This window comes from Ruegeria sp. O4 (assembly GCF_056535125.1).
On the sequence record NZ_JBQERO010000041.1, the window covers coordinates 1 to 2,425 of the forward strand.

General features: G+C 59.0%; 2 protein-coding genes. One reads left to right on the forward strand and one right to left on the reverse strand.

Annotation, left to right across the window (positions count from 1 at the left end):
- The first annotated feature begins 133 nt into the window (after nucleotides 1-133).
- Nucleotides 134-1,111, forward strand: a complete 978-nt coding sequence (locus ACR0J7_RS20360) for an HpcH/HpaI aldolase/citrate lyase family protein (protein WP_480915468.1) — start codon at nucleotides 134-136, stop codon at nucleotides 1,109-1,111.
- Between the two features lie 91 nt (nucleotides 1,112-1,202).
- On the opposite strand, the gene ACR0J7_RS20365 is transcribed toward ACR0J7_RS20360, so the two are convergent.
- A complete protein-coding gene (locus ACR0J7_RS20365) occupies nucleotides 1,203-2,204 on the reverse strand; it encodes a helix-turn-helix domain-containing protein (protein WP_480871588.1) in 1,002 nt (333 codons plus the stop codon).
- Nucleotides 2,205-2,425 lie beyond the last annotated feature (221 nt).

Below are 2,425 nucleotides of genomic sequence, written 5' to 3' on the forward strand. Positions count from 1 at the left end.
AAGTGGTCGACGGCCTGGCCGCCAACGGCGAAGACGGCAACGCCGAAGTCGAAGCCCGCGTCCGCGCCCAGGTCGCAGACCTCTGCAACCGTTTCCCCATATACCCGAACCTGTAAGCCGAAAGGTCCCAACCATGAGCTTTCATCCAATTGAACAAGCCCCCGCCCGCCTGAACCGCAGCGAGCTTGCCGTGCCCGGCAGCCAGCCCGGAATGTTTGAGAAGGCTGCGAAATCGGACGTGGATGTCATCTTCCTCGATCTGGAAGACGCCGTCGCGCCCGATGAAAAGGAACAGGCGCGCAGGAACATCATTCAGGCGCTGAACGATATCGACTGGGGCAACAAGACCATGTCGGTGCGGATCAATGGTCTGGACACCCATTACATGTATCGGGACGTCGTGGATGTTGTCGAACAGGCGGGCCAGCGTCTGGACCTGATCATGATCCCCAAGGTCGGGACAGCTGCAGATGTGTATGCGGTCGACATGCTGGTGACCCAGATCGAAGACGCCAAGGGATTCAAGAAACGGATAGGGTTCGAACACATCATCGAAACCGCGCTTGGTATGCAGAATGTCAGCGCGATCGCGGCGGCATCAAAGCGCAATGAAAGCCTTCATTTTGGTGTCGCGGATTATGCGGCCTCGACCCGGGCGCGAACCACAATCATCGGGGGCGTGAACCCGGACTATTCGGTACTGACCGACCCGGATGCCGACGGAGGCCGCCTGACCCACTGGGGCGACATGTGGCACTACGCCCTTGCCCGCATGGTGGTTGCGGCGCGCGCCAACGGGCTGCGTCCGATTGATGGGCCGTTCGGAGATTTTCAGGACCCCGACGGCTATAAGGCCGCGGCCAAACGCGCCGCTGTTTTGGGGTGCGAAGGGAAATGGGCCATCCACCCCAGCCAGATCGCACTGGCCAACGAGGTGATGTCACCCTCGGATGCCGAAGTCACTAAGGCACGGCGTATCCTTGTCGCGATGGCCGAGGCCGAGGCGGATGGAATGGGCGCCGTTTCACTGGATGGTCGTCTGATCGACTATGCCTCGATCCGGCAGGCCGAAGTACTGGTTGAAAAGGCCAGTCAGATCGCTGCGGCCTGATCGCCCGAACCAAACCTGACCTGCGTGGGCGCATTGTCCACGCGGGCTCGGTGCTGCGTTGACTGGTGGATCACGAGACCAACGCGAAAGGTTATCCGTGTTCCGGGGCGGCCGTCCCCAGAAATCGCTTGTTCCGAATTTCGTCCGGGCTGACGTCAAAGCTGCGTTGAAAGGCGCGTTTCAGCGCGACAGTCGATGAAAAGCCGGTCGCTGTCGAGATTTCGATCTGCGACATGTTGGTGAATTGTAAAAGGCTCTGCGCCCGCTCCAGCCGTAGCTCTTTGTAGGTCGACAAAAGTTTCGCACCGGTTTTGCTTAGAAACCTTCGCTGTAACTGGCGGGTCGAGGTCCTGAGTACATTGGAAAGTTCCGAGATCGTCAAAGGATCTTCGATGTTTTCCTGCATCGCATCCAGCGTGCGCATGACAAGCTGATCACCTTTTGCACGGTGCACCAGACGGGCGGCAAGCGTGCTGCCGTGCTTTTGTGTGGGTTCCGTCAGTCCAATGTATCCGCGCAGTATGTCCGCGATATGTTCCCCGTGGTCGATCGACACAAATTCTGACAGCAGGCGCAGCGCGCTTAACCGGGTGGTTGCGCTATGGGCGCACCCGTCTGCGGCCAGATGCGTGCCGGTGCCACAATCTTCCAGCCCGCCCTCCAGTGCAGCGGCTGCGAAATTCGGGTGGACAGCAACGGTGTTCCGGCCTGTTCTTCCGAGTTGCGGCAGAAGCAGCACCGCGCCGCCGACCAGAACAACCCGCGAAGACAGGTTCAGGACCTGCGATACCCAGAATCTGCGCGAATGTGGAATGGACCAGATGTTCTCCAGATCTCCCCAGAAAACCGCCGTTCGTCCGGCCCAGTATAACGGTCCGCCCGCGGGTTCCGAGCCAGCGACACGAAGGTTGACCGCATAGGTGCAGTCTTCGGCCAGAGTGTTTAACGCCTGATAGAATTCGATGACCATTCCAGCTGACGCCATAGCCGCTTCACCGTTGAGAATGACATCGATATGTTTCAATCTTTCGGGTGCCTCAGGCTCCGTTTCAGACAGATTGGCGTGATCATTTTCGAGGACATAGTGTTTCATTGTTCCTCCGACGATTTGGGCGTGGCAGCGCCCCGATTGGCGCTGCCCTCAGGGTGTAAATCCGATCCGTCAGGCGAATTGACGGATCGGACAGACACGGGTTTCACTCAGCGGCGTCTTCGTATTCTGTCATTGGTGGGCATGTGCAGACGAGGTTTCGGTCGCCGTATGCGTTGTCGACGCGGTTGACGGGGGACCAGTATTTGTCGACGCCCATGGAT

Excerpts from the sequence above, each read along its gene's own strand:
- ACR0J7_RS20360 (WP_480915468.1), top strand. The coding sequence starts at position 134 with ATGAGCTTTCATCCAATTGAACAAGCCCCCGCCCGCCTGAACCGCAGC.
- ACR0J7_RS20365 (WP_480871588.1), bottom strand. The coding sequence starts at position 2,204 with ATGAAACACTATGTCCTCGAAAATGATCACGCCAATCTGTCTGAAACG.